Here is a 15,340-nt window from a genome sequence, read left to right on the forward strand (position 1 = left end):
CACAACCCCCGACGGGACGGTCCGCCGAAGGCGGCGACAACACAGCCGAAGGCGGCGACAACACAGCCGGCCCCACACAACCCCCGACGGGACGGTCCGCCGAAGGCGGCGACAACACAGCCGAAGGCGGCGACAACACAGCCGAAGGCGGCGACAACACAGCCGAAGGCGGCGACAACACAGCCTGATCAGCCGAGACGGTCGAGAACCGCGGCTGTGACCGCCAGCGCGATCTCGGTCGTGCCGCGGGCATCGGGGTGCACGCAGTCGATCGAGTTGATCCACGAGTCGCCGATCGTGTCGCCGCGGGCACAGTAGGGATGGACGTCGGAGACGAGCCCGCCGATGAGATCCCCGAGGAACCCGAACCCGCCTTCGCGCAGCCCATCGGGGCCGATGCCGTTCGGCGCGCCGTGCCCGTCGAACAGGTCGAAGAGGTCGACGACCACGACACGGTCTCCGTAGTCGGAACCGACGTCGGTGATCACGTCGTTGAGGGCACGCACGACCTCCTCGGCCTTCTCAGCGAAGCACTCCTCGCGGCAGCCGTCGACTCCCTGGGGGTTCGGGGCGGTCGGGTTGTAGTAGGTCGTGACGAAGACGATTGAGTCGGTTGCGTCAACCAGACGGTCGAGGATCGTCGTGAGGTCGGCCTCGACGATGCGCATCCGCCGTGCGACGTCCTCGCGGTCCAGCGTGTTGTCGGGGAGCAGCAACTTCTCGGGACCGACGAAGCCGGTGTCGTTCGCCCCGATGGTGACGGTCACGATGCGGGCGTTGGCGCGCACCGCCCACTCCAGCTGGGTCAGTTCGTCCTGCCCGTCGGGGGCGGTACCGGCGAGCCCACCGGTCACCGGCGTCTCGAAGAGGTCGTCGGGGTCGTGCCCGCTGCAGGCGACGAGGCCGAGTTCGGCGGCGTCCCCGTCGAAGAGACCCACGTCGACCAGCGCGTCGAGCACCTGCCGCGGATAGGCCTCGCCGCCGTCGCGCCAGCACTCGTCGCGGCCGAGGTAGTCCGTCTCCTGGAGGCCGTGCCCGCTGGGAACCGAGTCGCCCATTCCGATGAGTGCGTGGCGATGTACGGGGTAGCGGGCCAACAGCGTCGCCGGGCGCGAGACGGTCGCGCCGCGGTCGTCGACGACGTTGACGGTGGCGGTCCAGGTGCCCGCCTCGGTCGGGCGCCAGGTGAGCACACCACCGGTTGCCGTGGCCGCCTCGGGAAGATCCGACCACCATGTCGACACGATCCGGCCGTCGGAGTCCCGGGCCGAGATCGTCGAGGTGGCCACCCCGCCGACGGTCGCGACCACCGTCGGGGCGATCGCTATCGGTGCGATGTTCGCGACAGTGACGGTCTCCACCGGCTCGGCAGTGGGAGTCGGCTCGGCGGTCGGTGACGGCGTCGGACTCCCCTCGGGCGCGGTGTCGGAACCCGGACCGTTGTCGGCATCGGGGACTCCGCCTTCGGAGGGCCCGGCCGGGTCACGTCCGGCTGTCGCGCCTTCGTCCACGGTGGTCGACGTGGCCGGGTCGAAGTCCAGTTCGTCGTCCTCCACGTCGGGACCGACCGTCGATGCGCACGCCGCGCCGAGCAGTGCCACGACCACGACGATCGACAGGCTCACAGCACGACGCACCACGTTCTCACGGTAGCGACGCCGACCATCCGAACGCTGTCGGTCCAGCCATACATGCGCGCCGGGATGCTGGTCGACGGGCGGGAGGGCCCGCCCGCGTGATTCCATGGCGCTCATGGCCGCATCCGACCCGGACTTCGACGTGGTGATCGTCGGCGCGGGGATCGTCGGCCTGGCGACCGCCGCGGCGCTGGCCCGTTGGCATTCGCCGCTGCGCGTCGTCGTGGTCGACAAAGAGGACGTCACCGCCGCCCATCAGAGCGGACGCAACTCCGGGGTGATCCACTCGGGGGTCTACTACGCGCCCGACTCGGCGAAGGCCAGGCTGTGCCGGCGCGGGCGGGCGATGCTCGTGCGGTACTGCGGGGAGAACGGAATCGCCCACGAGATCTGCGGCAAGGTCATCGTCGCGACCAGCGACGACGAGCTCGGCCGCCTCGACGACCTCGAGCGGAGAGGCACCGCCAACGGGGTCTCGCTCGAACGCATCGGTCCCGGCCGACTCCGCGAGCTGGAGCCGTATGTCCACGGTGTTGCGGCGCTGCACGTGCACGACGCCGGGATCGTCGACTATCCGGGCGTCTGCACCGCTCTCAGCCACGACGTCGTGGCCGGCGGCGGAGAGGTCCGACTCGGGACGGAGGTGCTGAGCCTCAACGAGTCACCCAGGTCCGTGGAGATCACTACGAGCGCCGGGGACATCAGCGCCCGCTGGCTCGTCAACTGCGCCGGTCTGTTCGCCGACACGGTGGCAGCCATGGCCGGTGTCGAGACGGACCTGCGCATCCTGCCGATGCGCGGCGAGTACATGGACCTCCGGCCGCAACGGCGCCACCTGGTCCAGAACCTGATCTACCCCGTACCCGACCCGTCGTTCCCGTTCCTCGGCGTGCACCTGACACGGACCATCGGCGGTGGAATCCACGCCGGGCCCAATGCCGTACCGGCGCTCGCCCGCGAGGGATACGACTGGCTGACTGTCGACCTCGGACATGTCCGGACACTCATCGACGCCCCTGTGCGGCGACTCGGCCTACGCCACTGGCGCACGGCCCTCGACGAGATCACCCGCTCGTGGTCCCCGGGACGCTTCGGCGATGCAGTCCGTCGCCTCGTTCCGGCGGTGCGCGACGAGGACCTCGAGTTCGCACCCGCTGGGGTACGAGCCCAGGCCCTCGACGGGCGCGGGAACCTCGTGGACGACTTCGCGTTCGCCGACTCGAATCGCGGTGTGCACGTCCTGAACGCACCGTCTCCCGGCGCGACGGCATCACTCGCCATCGGTGAGGAGATCGCCGCCAGACTCACCGAGCGGATCGTGGCCGCCGACTGAGCAGACCCGTCGCCGCGACCCGCGACGGCTCAGGGGACGAGCGCCCCCGGGTAGGCCGCCGCGAGGGCCCGATCGCTGGTGATGAGGGGGATCGCCAGGCGCTCGGCGAGCTGAACGTACACAGCGTCGAGCAACCGGAGTCGCTCGTGCCGAGCCCAGGCCCCGAGGAGCAACGGTGCGACCTCGTGACGTTCGAAGGGCGCGGCGACGACACGCATCAGACGGTCGACCACGGTGCCGGCGTCGATCGCGCCGGCCCGGCCCAGACGGCCCAGCGCCGATAGGACCTCTGCGTCGAAGTGCGCCGGAACGTGAACGGCCCGGTCGATGACCGCCTCACGCACGGAGGCCGCGCGATCGGGCACCACGAGGAGGTCGACCATCGCCGACGCGTCCAGGACCACCGTCTCCGCGCGACCCGTCAACGCCGGGGCTCCGCACCGAACTCCTCACGTGCCGCAGCGAGAGCGTTCGCCGCCATCTCCGCGCTCACTCCCTCGATCTCGACGTCGCCCAGAGTGTCGAGCCAGTCCGTCGTCCGCTGCCCGGCCAGCGTCCGCCGAATCGCGTCCTGGGTCAGCCCCGAGACGTTGAGCCCGGCGGCGCGCGCCGCCTCAGCCATGTCGTCGGGCAGATACACGTTCACTCTGGCCATGCGCATACTGTACACATGCCGCCCGGTCCCGGTCCCACCGGGGGCCTCCTCCTCACGGATGACGCCGCATCGGCAGGCCGGAGGATTCGCCGCCCCGGGCCGATGGCTAGCGTGAAGCCATGAGCGTGGCCGCACCGGGCCTACCCCGACAGGAGACGAATCGACTCGTCTCATGGGCCCGCACCCATCCGTTGCTGGTCGACGGGGTCCTCAGCATCGCCCTGATGGCTGTCACCCTCGCGAGTGACCTCGCGGTGGACCCTGCCGGGTCCGAGCGTGACTCCGAACTCCTCGGGGTCGCGCTGATCATCGTCGCCAACGCGGTCGTCGTCCTCCGGCGCCGCTACCCGCAGCTCACCCTCCTCGTGGCGCTGGTGACCACGGTCCCGTACTGGATCCTGGACTACCCCGGCGATGCCGCCGGGCTGTCCCTCCTCGTCGCGCTCTACTCGAACGCCGCTTATACGCCCCGGCGGGAACGGGCCATGTTGTGGGCGGCCGCGAGCATGGCCGTCGTGATCCTCGTGGTGAGTTTCGGCGTCCTGTCGCCCGAAGAAGAGCTCTCGGTCACCGAGATGTTCGGCGTCATCGTGCAGTTCGCGATCGCCGCCGTCCTCGGTGACAACATCCGCAACCGGCGCGCCTACGTGGCCGAGATCGAGGCCCGGGTGATCGAGGGCGACCACGAGAGACGGGCGGCGGAGGCCCGTGCCGTCGCCGAGGAACGCACCCGTATCGCTCGCGAGCTTCACGACGTTGTCGCCCACTCGATGAACGTGATGGTCCTCCATGCCCAGGTCGGGAACCGGATGCTGGAACGTGACACCGACCGGGCGCGTGAGGCACTCGGGTCCATCGAGGACACGGGCCGCGAGTCGCTCGCCGACATGAGACGGATCCTCGGGATCCTGCGAAACGGCGACGAGGCCCCGCTCGCTCCCCAACCCAAGCTCGACGAGTTCGCGGCACTCGTCCGCCACTGCGAGGACGCCGGGATCCCCGTCGAACTGGTCGTGGAGGGGGACGTGCGCGTCCTGCCGGCGGGTACGGAACTGGCTGCGTTCCGAATCGTCCAGGAGGCGCTGACCAACACGGTCAAGCACGCCGGGCAGGCACGGGCCACGGTCACCATCTCCTACGGCGACACCGATCTCGACATCGCCGTCAGCGACGACGGTCGCGGCGCCGCGGCGGACCACAGCGACAAGAACGGCTCCGGTCTCGGACTCGTCGGAATGCGCGAACGCGTCGAGTTGTACGGTGGGAGTTTCGACGCCGGGCCCCAACCCGGCGGCGGCTACCGGGTCCACGCCCGTCTGCCACTGGAGCGCGCATGAGCCCGGTACGGGTCGCCCTCGTCGACGACCAGGAACTGATGCGGACCGGCTTCCGCATGATCCTCGAGACGGAGGACGGCATCGACGTCGTCGGCGAGGCGGCGCACGGCGCCGCTGCGGTGGACCTGTGCCACGCGGCGCGACCCGATGTCGTTCTCATGGACATCCGCATGCCCGGCATGGACGGGATCGAAGCGACGCGCCGCATCGTCGACGAGTTGCCGGATGTGAAGGTACTCGTGCTCACCACCTTCGACCTCGACGAGTACGTCTTCGGTGCCGTGAGGGCCGGAGCGAGCGGCTTCTTGTTGAAGGACACGCCGGCGGACCGGCTCGTCGAGGCGATCCACCTCGTGGCCCGCGGCGAAGCACTCATGTCACCCACGGTCACCCGACGCCTGATCGAGGAGTTCGCCCGGGCGCCCGGCCCCGCCCCGGAGGGGTCCGTGCACGGCCTCGACGACCTCACCGACCGGGAGGTCGAGGTCCTGCGGCTCATCGCCCGGGGGCTGTCCAACGCCGAGATCGCCGCGGAACTGATCGTCGGGGAGACCACCGTCAAGACCCACGTCTCACGGGTGCTGATGAAGCTGGGCGTCCGGGATCGCGTACAGGCCGTCGTGGTCGCCTACGAGAGCGGCACCGTCCGCCCCGGCGACAACCACTGACGGGCCGCTTCCGGGCCCGAACCCCTAGCCGGTCCCCAGGGTGGACCCTGACCTGGCGCCCTGAGAGTCATCCCTCAGGAGGACACCCGAATCCCTTCTGCGGCTGACGACACGGACCCGGGCTTTCCATACCGTCTCGGGGAGATCGACGAACAGTCCAGAGAGGTCACACAGATGACGATGGTCACACCGTTCGCGCCGCCCGCCGGCACGAGCCTCGCAGCCCATTCCGAAGGCGCCCGGAAGGTCTACGGCTCCGGGGACACCGAAGTCGTCGCGCTCGACAGCGTGGACGTCTGGTTCGAGGAAGGCATCTTCACGGCGATCATGGGGCCTTCCGGCTCCGGAAAGTCCACGCTGATGCACTGCATGGCGGGGCTCGACACCCTCACGGCGGGCTCGGTCCACATCGGCGACGTCGACCTGTCGACGCTGAGCGACAAGGACCTCACCCTCCTGCGACGCGAGCGCGTGGGCTTCATCTTCCAGTCCTTCAACCTCGTTCCGACTCTGACGGCCGAGGAGAACATCACCCTTCCGACCGCGCTCGCGGGCGCCCGTCCGGATCCCGACTGGTACGACATGGTCGTCAAGACGGTGGGCCTCGGGAACCGCCTGAAGCACCGGCCAACGGAGCTCTCGGGTGGCCAGCAGCAGCGCGTGGCCGTGGCCCGCGCCTTGGCGAGCCGGCCCCACATCATCTTCGCCGACGAGCCCACCGGGAACCTGGACCAGACCACCGGGGGCGAGATCCTGGACTTCATGCGCCGGGCGGTGCGTGAGCTGGGCCAGACCATCGTGATGGTGACCCACGATCCCGTGGCCGCCAGCTACAGCGACCGGGTCATCTTCCTCGTCGACGGCGCGATCGAGGGCGTGATCCAGGAGCCCACGACCGACGGGATCATCGAGTCGATGAAGCACCTCGGAGACTGAGATGGCGCTCTTCAAGCTCACGCTCAAGAACATCGCGGACAAGAAGATCCGCTTCGCCCTCACCCTGTTCGCCGTGCTCATCGGCGTGTCGTTCGTCGTCGGGACCTTCGTGATCACCGACAGCCTGCGCAGCAGTTTCGACGACCTGTCCGAGGACATCGGCGCGTCGGCCGATCTCACTGTGCGCAACGAGGTCGCATTCGGTGATCAACTGTTCGCCGATCCTCTCCCCGTCGACATCCTCGAGACGGTCCGCGGGGTGGACGGCGTCAACGTGGCCGAAGGCAGTGTGTCGACCATCGGCGTCGTCGTCCTCAAGGCCGACGGTGAACCCCTCGAGGTGAACGGCCCGCCGCAGCTCGGGGTGACATGGCCCGAGAGTGATGAGGTCACGACATTCTTCCCCGCCACCGACGACAGCCGTCGACCGGTCGGTCCCGACGAGTTCGCGCTCGACACGGAAACCGCGGAGAACAACGACTTCGTCATCGGCGACGTCTACACGGTGCAACTTCCGACCGGACCCCGCGAGATGACTCTGACGGCGTACGCGAACTTCGCCGATCCCGACGAGAGCGCGCAGCTCCTCGGCGCCCAGCTGACCGTCTTCGACCCCGCGGCCGCCGTCGATCTCCTCAACGGTGGCGAGGGCTACAACGCGATCATCGTCGACGTCGACGAAGGTGCCGACATCGCCGCTGTCGCGGACCGGATCGAAGAGACGCTCGGCGGCTCCATCGAGGTCGTCGACTCCACGGTGATCTCCGATGAGAACGCCGAGGACTTCGACTCGGGCGTCTCGATCTTCCAGAACATCCTGCTGGCGTTCGCGATCGTGATCCTGATCGTCTGCGCCTTCTTGATCTCCAACACCTTCAACATCGTCCTCGGCCAGCGGGTCAAGGAACTCGGCCTGCTGCGCGCGATCGGGGCGACCGGTTCGCAGATCACGCGCACTGTGCTCGGTGAGGCGCTCGTCGTCGGCATCGTGGCGACCGCCGCGGGGATCGCCGGCGGTATCGGTCTCGCCTACGGGCTGAGAGGCATCTTCTCGCTGCTGGGCCTCGGGCTTCCAGCGGGGTCGATCGAACTCCCACCCCGGACGATCATCGCGGCCATCGTCGTCGGCGTCGGCATCACGATGGTCTCGGCCCTCGCGCCCGCACTCAAGGCGCGACGGGTCTCGCCCATGGCCGCTCTGACCGAGACGGGCAGCTTCGACTCGTCGACCATCACGCTCCGTCCGCTCATCGGCACGATCGTCTACGTCCTCGGCTGGCTGCTGGGCCTGGTGGTCCTGGGGGCGGAGACGGGCGGCATCGTCCTCGGCGCGATCGTCGGCTCGGTACTGCTGTACCAGGGCGGAGCCCGCATCTACCCGTTCCTGGGCAGGTCCTCGGTGGCCGCACTCGGCCTCGTCTACCTGTTGGCGGCGGCGTTCGGTGACTTCGGCACCGGCAAGTTGGTCACGCTGCTCGCCGTCGGGGCTCTCGTCATGTTCGTCGGCGTCAACCTGTTGAGCCCACTGTTCGCGACGAGGGTCGCCCGCATGATCGGCGCACCGCTCCCACGCCTGTTCGGGGTGACCGGACGCCTGTCACGGGAGAACGCCGCCCGCACACCGCGGCGCACGTCGGCGACCGCCGCCGCGCTGATGATCGGCCTGGCCCTCGTCGGCACGGCGACGATCATGGCCTCATCGCTGAAGGCGACTTTCGCCGCGACGCTCGAGGACTCAGTGCAGGCCGACTGGTTCGTCTGCGTAGGCAACTGCTCCACCGGCGGCACGTTCCCGAACGAGTTCGCGCAGTCCATCGGCCAACTCGACGAGATCGAGTCCGTCGTCTCCTACCAGTTCCAGGAGGATGCATTCCGTCTCCTGGCGGACGACAGCGTGAAGGACGCGTTCGGCGCGGACCTCTCCCTGCTCGACGAGCACCTCGACGCCGACGTCGTCGAGGGGAGCTTCGCGACGGCAGGCGAGGGCGACATCGGTCTCAGCAGCGACAAGGCCGAGGACCTCGGGGTGTCCGTCGGGGATCCGCTCGAGGTGCAACTCGTCAACGGGACCACCGAGACGCTGAACCTCGCAGCCATCTACGACGACGCCCGCATCGTCGGGGACTATGTCATCGACAACACGACGCTGAACCGGTGGTTCACGGCCAACCAGGACATCTTCGTGTCCGCCGTCACCGCGGAGGGCTTCTCGGAGAGCGAGGCCTTCGCTGCAATGGCGCCGATCGGTGACCAGTTCCCGCAGCTGGAGATCCGCACCCAGCAGGAGTATCAGGACACGCTTTCGGGGACGATCGACGACATCTTGATCATCATCAACGTGTTCCTCGGACTCGCGGTGATCGTGGCGTTGATCGGCATCGTCAACACGCTGACGCTGTCGGTGTTCGAAAGGACCCGTGAGCTGGGCCTGCTACGGGCTGTCGGCATGACCCGTCGCCAGATGCGCAAGATGGTCCGCTGGGAGGGATTCATCATCGCCACGTTCGGCGGTGTCCTGGGCACGCTGCTCGGGGTCCTTTTCGGAGTCATCACGGTGCAGGTCATCCCGGCTGAGTTCATCGACCGCCTCGACGTGCCGTACGTCCAGCTCGTCATCTTCCTGCTGGTGGCGGCGTTCTTCGGGCTAATAAGCGCCCTGATGCCGGCCCGCCGGGCTGCCCGCCTCAACGTCCTCGACGCGATCTCCCACGAGTGACCCGGTAGTTCCCCCTCCCCCCGGTCGGTCCGGGTGCCGCAGCGTCGGCACCCGGATCGTTCCGCGTGTGGGGAACGATCAGCCGACGGCGGTCTCCCGCCGTTCCGCTGGAACCGACGTCGGCCGCTCCAGGAGACACACGAACTGGTCGATCTCCTCGCCACGCAGCGTGCTCGTCGTGAACCCGACGACCCGCCAACCGTCGCACGCGAGTTCGTTCACCTCGTGGGCGATGCCGGCCTCCGATATCGCCCGACACGTCCGGTACTCATAGTCCGCTCGTCGCATGTCGACGTCCCCCCTCACTTCCACTAGGGCCGGTGCGTCGGATCCGCTTACACAGCAGCGACGGCCGCAGCCCCGAGCAGTCAGGTAAGCGGATACCGCCCCCTGGCCCCTAGGTGTCCGTAGAGGCCGACAACAAGGGAGAAGGGTCCGATGGGGATGAAGAAGGCAACTGTCGTGGTCGCGGTCACTGCACTGCTCGCGGTGATGATCGGGGCGGCAGGAGCACAGGGAGACACCGGAACCGCGGACCGGGACGCTCCGGCCACGGCGACCTTCGAGGGCCACGAGTTCGACATGACAGGCGACTGGGGCGAGGCACGTCACTGCGTCGTAGACGCCCAGGGTTCCGCCGAGTGCTTCCGGACCCGCACCGAGGCGGCCGAACTCGACGGGGGACCGACCGACGAGGACCTGGAGATCCTGCGCCGATCACTCACGGACGTCGGTGACGAGGGTGCCGCTGGCGCTGCGGGGGCGGTGGGTGAAGCCGAAGCGGCCGTCGGTCGGGCCCTCGGCGGTGGCGTCGCCGCCGCTTCGGGCGGGTGCACGCTGACACTGTTCGCGAACAGCTACTTCGGCGGGTCATCGGTGAGCTTCAGTTCCACGGGGATCACCTACTCGCTGGCCTCCTACGGCTTCGATCAGCGGGCCTCCTCGTGGACCGAACCCGGCGCATGCTCGGCACGGTTCTACGACGTCAAGTCCGGTGGCAGCTACATCGGCGTCGCCGGACCGTTCTCCGCGGGAGGCGACTGCTGCCTCTGGAACAACTACTGGAACACCGGAGGAACGATCGACAACGACATCTCCTATGCCCGCATGACGTGATCTCGGGCCGCCGGCGCATGAACGTGGCGAATCCCTTCTCCGCTCGGGGATCTGGAAGCATGGAACGACTGTGCGCTCCACCGCCCCCGATGACCCCTCCGGTTTCTCGGCGTTCTACCGGGAATCCCGCCCATCGTGTGTACGCGCCACCGTGGTGACCGTGTGTGACATCGACCGGGCCGAGGAGTACGTCGACGAGGCTTTCGCGCTCGCCTACGAGAGATGGCGCAGGCTCCGCCGTCACCCGAATCCGCAGGGCTGGATCGTCCGCACAGCGGTCAACCTGAGCCGCAAGCAGTGGCACCGCCGCAACAGGGAGGACGAACTCACCCCACCCGCGTCGCTGGTCCCACCACCGCCCGAGCCGATGGACGAGAAGATCCTCGACGCACTGCTCGCGCTGCCCGAACGTCAGCGCGAGGTGATCGCCCACCGCATCGTGCTCCAGGCCTCCACGAAGGAAGCCGCCGAGGCACTCGACATCACACCGAGCACCGTGACGGTGCACCTCCACCGGGCGATGCGGGCTCTGCGCGAGCACCCTGACGTCCGAGGTCTGCTCGGCGAAGGTGAGGTCGGGTAAGTGAATTCACCCGTCCGGGACCTAGAGCCCTGTAGACGGTCCGTATCCGTCGAGCGACGATTCCCAGGAGAGGGGTGGTGATGGACGACGACCGACTCGACGACGAGCTCGCGCGCCGTATCCGCGCCAGCCTCGCCCACCTCGGCAACGACATGCCGGCTTCACCGCCGATCCGGAGCCCCCGCCGTTCAGTCGGAGTGCTGCGCGCGGCTGCGGCCGTCGTCGTCCTCGCGCTCGTGGCCGTGACCGTCGTTCTCTTCGTCCAGAGCGACGACGAGGTCTCCGCCGTCACCCCCGGGCTCTTACGATTCGATCCGATCGACGAGGGTGCCGCGGAGTTGTTGGAGCGGGCGGCAACGGCTGCGTTGGCTGCCGGAGACGACCTGTCCGACGGCGGCGTCCTCTACGTGCAGGCCGAGACGTGGGACCTCGACGCCGACTTCATCGGCGAGGCGAAGAACGTCGCGATGACCGCCATCGTCGAGGAGTCCTGGACCGATCGAACCGGAGCCGGCCGACGCGAGCTACGTCCGGGCCGGACCCTCGAGCCGGGTGAGGTGGGCGGGGTCTTCGTCCCACCTGACACTGCCGGTGAGGCGACGGTCGAAGCCCCGATCTCCGGGTTGAACGTCGAGCAACACGGAGCGGTCCCCGACGACGCGGACGCCATCGTCACCCTCGAGACACTCGGGATCGGTTCCGATGACCAGACCGAGCTGTTGCAGGCGTTGGCCGGCCTGCTGCGCCGGGAGCCGTTCGACGCCGCACAGAAGGCCGCCCTGTGGCGCAGTATCGGGGCGATCGACGGTCTCGAGGTGCTGGGCTCCACCACCGACAGGTTCGGCCGCGAGGCCGTCGGCGTCGCGCTGACCGGTCGGTCGACCGGCGTCGAGACACAGACGATCTTCCTGTTCGATCCGGCGACGGCGACCGCACTGGCGACCGAAGAGGTTCTGACCGGCGACAGCCGGGCACTCGACATCCCGACCCCGGCGCTGGTGGGCTACCACGTTCTGGTCGACTCGGTGGTCGTCGACAGCGTCGGAACCCGCCCGCAGGACTGATTGTCGATCAGCGTGTAAGCGGATCAGATGCGTCGGACCTAAGGGTGTATGAGGGCCCCCTCCCTCCAGCAGTGATCCGGCGGCGGATCCCACCCGATCCGTCAACGGATCGGGACCAGCCCGGCGGGTCGGGCCGCAACGGCCCGACCCGCCGCCTGTTCAGGCGTCGGCCCCCAAAACCGCGGCGGTGACGCGGTAGCGTCAAGGGGTACCTCTCCACCCACCCCCAGGGGGCAACACACAATGGCAATTGAAGTCGGCCAGCAGATTCCCGACGTCGAGGTCAAGGTCATGGGCCCTGACGGCGCACCGGAGTCGAAGCAGACCGGTGAGCTGCTCGGGAGCGGCAAGGTCGTTCTCTTCGCGGTACCCGGCGCGTTCACGCCCGGCTGTTCGAAGACCCACCTCCCCGGATTCGTCCAGGGCGCCGAGAAGCTCTCCGGCAAGGGCGTCGACACCATAGCGTGCATCGCCACCAACGACGCGTTCGTCATGGACGCGTGGCAGAAGGACCAGGGCGCGGACCAGATCCTCATGATCGCCGACGGCAACGCGGCGTTCACCGAGGCGATGGGCCTCACCTTCGACCTGAGCGGCGCCGGACTCGGCGTCCGCTCGAAGCGCTACGCCGCCGTCATCGAGGACGGCACCGTCACCCACCTCGACGTCGACGAGAGCGGCGGCATCGAGGTCAGCTCCTGCGAGAACGTGCTCACGCACCTCTGAGCCGACCCTACTGTCGAAGACCTGCGTTCGGTGCCGGCTCCCACGGGCGCCGGCACCGCCGCGTCGCGTCCCTTATCTGTCCCACCGGCACGACGGGCACACCCGCGTGGCACGACTCGGCGGAAGTGGCATAGTTGTGGCATGACTCGGGTACGGCTGAGCACGACCGTGGACGGCGAGCTCCTGGCCGAGGTACGTGCCCGCCGGGCGGGCCTCAACGACGCCGCTCTGATCGACGAGGCCCTCGCCGCCCTGCGCGCCCGGCTGAGATCCACCGAGATCGATGCGACCTACGCGGCCTACGAGGACCATCCTCTCGACGAGCCCGACGCATGGGGCGACCTCGCCGGGTTCCACGAGGCAGCAGCGTCGTCGTGAGCGAGCTCCCCGCCCGCGGAGAGATCTGGTGGTGCGAGCTCCCCGAGATCAGCCGTCGCCCCGTGGTCGTGCTGTCCCGTGACGTGGCCATCTCGCGACGGCGACGAGTACTCGTCGGCCCGTGCACGACGACGGTCAGAGGACTCGCCAGCGAGGTCGTGCTCGAGCCCGGCGAGGACCCGGTCCCCCTCCTCTCGGCCGTCAATCTGGATTCCGTGGAGAACGTCGCCGTCGGCTCCCTGGTCGAACGCCTGGGACGACTCGGCGACAGCCGGATGCGCGAGATCTGCTCAGCGCTGGCCGTCGCAGTCGACTGCGAGTTCTCCTAGGACCGCGCCCGCACCTGACACCGGGAGGACCAGTAGACGATTGCGCCCGTCGCGCCCGGCGGCGAGGGTCTCGTCGAACCGCCTCGAGGCGACCTCGTGGAGCGAATGGTCCCCTCGGTGGATGGCGAGGACCACGTTGACGTCGAGAAGGAACACCTCAGCCGAGCTGATCGAGCTCGATGTCGTCGTCGACGAGCTCGCTGAGACCGCTGGCGGAGATCACGTCGACTCCGGGACGTGGCCCGGTTCCACGGGTGAACACGGGAATCGCCGGCGCCTCCCTCGGCGCCCCCGGTTCACTGAGCTCTCGGCGCAGCGCCGCCTCGACCACCGTCCCGAGCGACACCCCCTGCTCGCGGGCCCAACGCTTCGCGGCCTCGAGCAACTCGTCGTCGATTCGCAGTGTGACGCGCATGATCATGAGATTGTCGCAGCACCAGCATCACGCTCTGGCCGACTTTCCCTGACACCGGTGCCACGAGTAGACGATGCACCCGTCGCTGCCCGTACGGGCGACCTCGATGGGGTCTCGCACCTTCGGCACGGTCGGCGGGTCCGGTCGTAGACCACCAGGCCTCCCGGTCCCTCCCACACTTGCCAAAGACCACGAGGACCGGAAGGACGAGCTCGACAAATTCAGGAGTCTCGTCGAGAATCGCACGCACCGATCCGCCGGGTCTGCGACGTTCACCTGGACCGACGCCGGCCTGTTGGACTCGTTGGTCGACCCTCAGACTGGTGTGACCGCGGACTGGACCTACAACACCGCCGGGCAGGCAACCGACATCGACTACACCCCATCAGGTGGCGGGTCGACGTTTGGGCGCAGCTTCGGCTATGACACCGCCGGGCGTCTTGTCACCGACACCCACACCGACACCTCCGCGAACGTCGTCGGCGTGAACCGGATGGGCTATGACCCTCGTGGTGATCTGGTGTGGGAGACCCAGGCCCCCGACCCGACCACCACCGGCGGAACCGTCACCTCCCTCTACGGATACGATCCCGCGGACCGTCTCGAAACGTGGGATTCGGTGCAGGACCCCGCGATCACGTTGGTGGTTGGGGATTCGTCGTCGCCCGCTACCGAAGACGACGATCTGACTGAGCGTCTCGAGATGATGTTCGCTGCGACGGTGACGTTGCGGTCCGACGAGTTGACCGCACCGGGCTCGGGCGCGGATCTGATCGTGATCTCCCCGTCGGTCGGTTCGGGTGTGTTGCATGCGAGCTACGAGTCTGTCGGTCTGCCGGTGGTGAACCTGGAGGCGGCCGCGTGGGATGAGATGTCGCTGTCGGCGGTCGGGGGGACCAACGCGACCGAGGCCGACATCGCGATCATCGACGGCACTGATCCGGTCGCGGCGAGCCTCGTCGGTGACGAGCAGATATCGACGGGCTCCTACAGCCTCGCGTCGGTCGATGATGACGACTTCGGGACCGGCGTGAACCTCGTCGCGTTCGATGAGGGCACCGACAACGCCGCCGCGTTCACCTACGAAGAAGGCGCCACTCTCGCCGATTCGGGGGCGGCGCCGGCGCGCCGCGTCGGCATTGGTTACACGACGGCGCTGATCCCGAACCTCAACGACACCGGCTGGCAGCTCTTCGACAACGCTGTCGCCTGGGCGCTCACCGACCCCACTGCCACCAACGTTGACAGCGTCGAGTACGGCTATGACAAGAACGCCAACCGCACCTCGGTGACCGACAGCACTGGCACCGACAGCTCCACCTACGATGAACGCAACCGGCTGATCACCGGACCCGAAGGCGACTACACCTGGACGCCGCGTGGAACACTCACCGAAATCGACGACGGATCCACCACCTCGCTGTACGCGTTCGACGGGTTGGGTCGG

Annotated in this window: 18 protein-coding genes; 13 read left to right on the top strand and 5 right to left on the bottom strand. The window is 68.4% G+C overall.

Features of this window, described 5'->3' with window-relative positions; all coding sequences use genetic code 11:
* A partial coding sequence (locus tag RIE08_07365; protein MEQ8717416.1) for a hypothetical protein occupies positions 1 to 188 on the top strand: 188 nt, incomplete at its 5' end.
* On the opposite strand, the gene RIE08_07370 is transcribed toward RIE08_07365, so the two are convergent.
* Positions 189 to 1,640: a GDSL-type esterase/lipase family protein gene (locus RIE08_07370; GenBank protein MEQ8717417.1), complete on the bottom strand. Its 1,452-nt coding sequence runs from the start codon at positions 1,638 to 1,640 to the stop codon at positions 189 to 191. It abuts the gene before it with no gap.
* 112 nt (positions 1,641 to 1,752) lie between these two features.
* On the opposite strand from RIE08_07370, the gene lhgO reads away from it, so the two are divergent.
* On the top strand, positions 1,753 to 2,970 hold the full coding sequence (lhgO, locus tag RIE08_07375; GenBank protein ID MEQ8717418.1) for an L-2-hydroxyglutarate oxidase: 1,218 nt from the start codon (positions 1,753 to 1,755) through the stop codon (positions 2,968 to 2,970).
* Positions 2,971 to 2,999: 29 nt separating this feature from the next.
* Here lhgO and RIE08_07380 read toward each other — a convergent pair whose 3' ends face one another.
* Both RIE08_07380 and RIE08_07385 read right to left on the bottom strand, forming a co-directional pair.
* On the bottom strand, positions 3,000 to 3,395 hold the full coding sequence (locus tag RIE08_07380) for a type II toxin-antitoxin system VapC family toxin (protein MEQ8717419.1): 396 nt from the start codon (positions 3,393 to 3,395) through the stop codon (positions 3,000 to 3,002).
* Positions 3,392 to 3,625, bottom strand: coding sequence for a type II toxin-antitoxin system CcdA family antitoxin (locus tag RIE08_07385; GenBank protein ID MEQ8717420.1), 234 nt, complete (start codon positions 3,623 to 3,625; stop codon positions 3,392 to 3,394). Before RIE08_07385 ends, RIE08_07380 begins: the two co-directional genes overlap by 4 nt.
* 119 nt (positions 3,626 to 3,744) lie before the next feature.
* Here RIE08_07385 and RIE08_07390 point away from each other — a divergent pair, with 119 nt between their 5' ends.
* The 4 genes from RIE08_07390 (at position 3,745) to RIE08_07405 (ending at position 9,282) form a co-directional block, all read left to right on the top strand.
* Positions 3,745 to 4,962: a sensor histidine kinase gene (locus tag RIE08_07390; protein MEQ8717421.1), complete on the top strand. Its 1,218-nt coding sequence runs from the start codon at positions 3,745 to 3,747 to the stop codon at positions 4,960 to 4,962.
* A complete protein-coding gene (locus RIE08_07395) occupies positions 4,959 to 5,630 on the top strand; it encodes a response regulator transcription factor (GenBank protein ID MEQ8717422.1) in 672 nt (223 codons plus the stop codon). The genes RIE08_07390 and RIE08_07395 overlap by 4 nt, the downstream gene beginning before the upstream one ends.
* Positions 5,631 to 5,804: 174 nt before the next feature.
* The gene (locus RIE08_07400; GenBank protein ID MEQ8717423.1) at positions 5,805 to 6,566 is read left to right on the top strand and encodes an ABC transporter ATP-binding protein; all 762 of its coding nucleotides are present in this window, start codon (positions 5,805 to 5,807) and stop codon (positions 6,564 to 6,566) included.
* Between the two features lies 1 nt (position 6,567).
* Positions 6,568 to 9,282, top strand: a complete 2,715-nt coding sequence (locus RIE08_07405; protein MEQ8717424.1) for an FtsX-like permease family protein — start codon at positions 6,568 to 6,570, stop codon at positions 9,280 to 9,282.
* Between the two features lie 78 nt (positions 9,283 to 9,360).
* Here the strand turns inward: RIE08_07405 and RIE08_07410 are convergent, their stop codons facing one another.
* Positions 9,361 to 9,570 carry a hypothetical protein gene (locus RIE08_07410; GenBank protein MEQ8717425.1) on the bottom strand — a complete coding sequence of 70 codons (210 nt, stop codon included), beginning with the start codon at positions 9,568 to 9,570 and terminating at the stop codon, positions 9,361 to 9,363.
* Positions 9,571 to 9,726: 156 nt separating this feature from the next.
* Between RIE08_07410 and RIE08_07415 the strand changes: the two genes are divergently transcribed.
* From RIE08_07415 to RIE08_07440, 6 genes are all read left to right on the top strand, one after another.
* Positions 9,727 to 10,398, top strand: coding sequence for a hypothetical protein (locus tag RIE08_07415; protein MEQ8717426.1), 672 nt, complete (start codon positions 9,727 to 9,729; stop codon positions 10,396 to 10,398).
* Positions 10,399 to 10,468: 70 nt separating this feature from the next.
* On the top strand, positions 10,469 to 10,981 hold the full coding sequence (locus RIE08_07420) for a sigma-70 family RNA polymerase sigma factor (GenBank protein ID MEQ8717427.1): 513 nt from the start codon (positions 10,469 to 10,471) through the stop codon (positions 10,979 to 10,981).
* A gap of 80 nt (positions 10,982 to 11,061) precedes the next feature.
* Complete coding sequence (locus tag RIE08_07425) at positions 11,062 to 12,045, top strand: CU044_5270 family protein (GenBank protein MEQ8717428.1); 984 nt, start codon at positions 11,062 to 11,064, stop codon at positions 12,043 to 12,045.
* A gap of 243 nt (positions 12,046 to 12,288) precedes the next feature.
* Positions 12,289 to 12,771, top strand: coding sequence for a peroxiredoxin (locus RIE08_07430; GenBank protein MEQ8717429.1), 483 nt, complete (start codon positions 12,289 to 12,291; stop codon positions 12,769 to 12,771).
* 141 nt (positions 12,772 to 12,912) lie between these two features.
* Positions 12,913 to 13,149 (top strand): antitoxin MazE5, encoded by a 237-nt coding sequence (locus RIE08_07435; protein ID MEQ8717430.1) that lies wholly within the window; start codon positions 12,913 to 12,915, stop codon positions 13,147 to 13,149.
* Positions 13,146 to 13,478: a type II toxin-antitoxin system PemK/MazF family toxin gene (locus RIE08_07440; protein ID MEQ8717431.1), complete on the top strand. Its 333-nt coding sequence runs from the start codon at positions 13,146 to 13,148 to the stop codon at positions 13,476 to 13,478. The genes RIE08_07435 and RIE08_07440 overlap by 4 nt, the downstream gene beginning before the upstream one ends.
* A gap of 157 nt (positions 13,479 to 13,635) precedes the next feature.
* On the opposite strand, the gene RIE08_07445 is transcribed toward RIE08_07440, so the two are convergent.
* On the bottom strand, positions 13,636 to 13,893 hold the full coding sequence (locus RIE08_07445) for a YlcI/YnfO family protein (protein ID MEQ8717432.1): 258 nt from the start codon (positions 13,891 to 13,893) through the stop codon (positions 13,636 to 13,638).
* Positions 13,894 to 14,218: 325 nt separating this feature from the next.
* Here RIE08_07445 and RIE08_07450 point away from each other — a divergent pair.
* On the top strand, positions 14,219 to 15,340 hold a 1,122-nt coding region (locus tag RIE08_07450; protein ID MEQ8717433.1), incomplete at its 3' end, for a hypothetical protein.

The organism is Acidimicrobiales bacterium, assembly GCA_040219085.1.
Lineage (GTDB): Bacteria > Actinomycetota > Acidimicrobiia > Acidimicrobiales > JAVJTC01 > JAVJTC01.

What these genes read in the sequence shown, in the direction of transcription:
- RIE08_07415 (MEQ8717426.1), top strand. Translation starts at nt 9,727, where the DNA reads ATGAAGAAGGCAACTGTCGTGGTCGCGGTCACTGCACTGCTCGCGGTG.
- RIE08_07445 (MEQ8717432.1), bottom strand. Translation starts at nt 13,893, where the DNA reads ATGCGCGTCACACTGCGAATCGACGACGAGTTGCTCGAGGCCGCGAAG.
- RIE08_07430 (MEQ8717429.1), top strand. Translation starts at nt 12,289, where the DNA reads ATGGCAATTGAAGTCGGCCAGCAGATTCCCGACGTCGAGGTCAAGGTC.
- RIE08_07435 (MEQ8717430.1), top strand. Translation starts at nt 12,913, where the DNA reads ATGACTCGGGTACGGCTGAGCACGACCGTGGACGGCGAGCTCCTGGCC.
- RIE08_07400 (MEQ8717423.1), top strand. Translation starts at nt 5,805, where the DNA reads ATGACGATGGTCACACCGTTCGCGCCGCCCGCCGGCACGAGCCTCGCA.
- RIE08_07395 (MEQ8717422.1), top strand. Translation starts at nt 4,959, where the DNA reads ATGAGCCCGGTACGGGTCGCCCTCGTCGACGACCAGGAACTGATGCGG.
- RIE08_07405 (MEQ8717424.1), top strand. Translation starts at nt 6,568, where the DNA reads ATGGCGCTCTTCAAGCTCACGCTCAAGAACATCGCGGACAAGAAGATC.
- RIE08_07425 (MEQ8717428.1), top strand. Translation starts at nt 11,062, where the DNA reads ATGGACGACGACCGACTCGACGACGAGCTCGCGCGCCGTATCCGCGCC.
- RIE08_07410 (MEQ8717425.1), bottom strand. Translation starts at nt 9,570, where the DNA reads ATGCGACGAGCGGACTATGAGTACCGGACGTGTCGGGCGATATCGGAG.
- RIE08_07385 (MEQ8717420.1), bottom strand. Translation starts at nt 3,625, where the DNA reads ATGGCCAGAGTGAACGTGTATCTGCCCGACGACATGGCTGAGGCGGCG.
- RIE08_07390 (MEQ8717421.1), top strand. Translation starts at nt 3,745, where the DNA reads ATGAGCGTGGCCGCACCGGGCCTACCCCGACAGGAGACGAATCGACTC.
- lhgO (MEQ8717418.1), top strand. Translation starts at nt 1,753, where the DNA reads ATGGCCGCATCCGACCCGGACTTCGACGTGGTGATCGTCGGCGCGGGG.